1 protein-coding gene is annotated in these 1,486 nt (G+C 52.4%); it reads right to left on the reverse strand.

All coding sequences use genetic code 11. The features are described 5' to 3' along the window. Positions 1-48: 48 nt before the first annotated feature. Positions 49-1,376, reverse strand: a protein-coding gene (locus KNP02_RS14640) for an IS3 family transposase (protein ID WP_214710303.1) whose coding sequence is annotated in 2 segments (ribosomal slippage) — positions 49-1,007 and positions 1,007-1,376 — 1,329 coding nt in all. Because the reading frame shifts where the segments join, the coding sequence is not laid out codon by codon here. Positions 1,377-1,486 lie beyond the last annotated feature (110 nt).

The raw sequence follows: 1,486 nt of genomic DNA on the forward strand, positions 1-1,486 counted from the left end.
TGAACTGAGCCCCGTAAAATGGACAGTTTAATAAAAAGCCCACGTTTTCTATGCGGCGATCAGATGGCCCCGATATTGTTCCGGGGTCATCTTTTTTAGGTTCCATTGACCTCGTTCGCAGTTGTAATAGCTTATGTAGTCCCCGACCATTTCTCGGACCTCCTCGAGCGATTTGCACGAGCGGTTGGTGACATAGTCCTTCAAATGGCCGAAGAACGATTCGATTGGTGCGTTGTCGAGACAGTTGCCCCGACGTGACATGGACTGGACCAGTCCGAGGTCGCCGACGAGTTGTTGGTAGTCCGGATGTGTGTAGTGGAAGCCTTGGTCCGAATGAATCATCGCCTCGGGATGTAGGTTCCCTTGGAGATGCTCTTCGAGCTTTTCCATCGTCTGAAAGACGAGGTCCATGTGAAGGCCCGTGGACAGCTTATGTGCCACGATCTCGCGTGTGGCGACGTCCTTCACACAAGACAGATAGACGTTCTCGCCGGAGGCGATCGGGAGATAGGTGATGTCGGTCACGAACACCTTCCCGGGCTCGCTCTGCCGGAACTGACGGTTCAATAGATTCGGCACGACGCGATGCTCGAGCGTCGCTTTAGCTAGTTTTCGATAAGGGCTCATCTTTCGGATTTTGGTGACGATGTTATACTTGCGCATCAGTCGGAGGATGCGCTTATGGTTGATTCGGATCCCGAGGGTTGCGCGCACCTCCATGTACAGTGCCCGATAACCGACTTTGCCACCGTGGCTGTCGTGAATCTGCTTGAGTAGGGTCGCATCTAGATAATCACGCTCTTCCCGTAGGGACTCTGCCTCGGATCGGTTCAACCAGGCATAGTAACCACTCCGGCTCACACCAGCGATTTCACATAGTGGGCGCACGAGGTTTTCCAGCTGCGCGATTCGGATGATGGTATTGATGACCTGATATTTCTCTGCCGGTGTCAGTTCGTTCGTTTCGCCTGCCCTTCTAACTTCTCTAGCTTTTTTAAGAGTTCGTTCTCGGCCGTCAGATATTTGATCCGCGCCTCTGCCTTCGCCAACCGTCGCTCCATCGACTCGTCTTTTTTCGGACGCCCGCCTCCCAGGGTCTTCCCACGTTTGTTGTTCAGGAGACCGTCTTCTCCGTCCGTTCGGTACGTCCGACGCCAACGCTTCAACGAAGACTTCGCCTTCTCTTTCCCAATCACCGTCAGGTCGAACCCCGCCTCTGTGAAGATCTGTTGAGGTCCTTTGCCGTCCATGTTCTCACGCACGGCCTTGACCTTAAACTCGGCGGTGTATTGAATCGAACGTTCTGATACGGAGGCGACGTTTGGATTTTCTTCGAGCTGATTGATTTGTTGAATGTTGAAGATGATTTTACTCATGACTGTTTCTCCCGTCTGAATGAATAGGTTCATTATAGCGATTCGTGCGCACACGAAAAACCCCGAGTGAGGCACTTTTTTCAAGTGTCCATCATTCGGGGTTCAGTTCA

Source organism: Exiguobacterium sp. s40, from assembly GCF_018617905.1.
GTDB classification, from domain to species: Bacteria; Bacillota; Bacilli; order Exiguobacteriales; family Exiguobacteriaceae; genus Exiguobacterium; species Exiguobacterium mexicanum_A.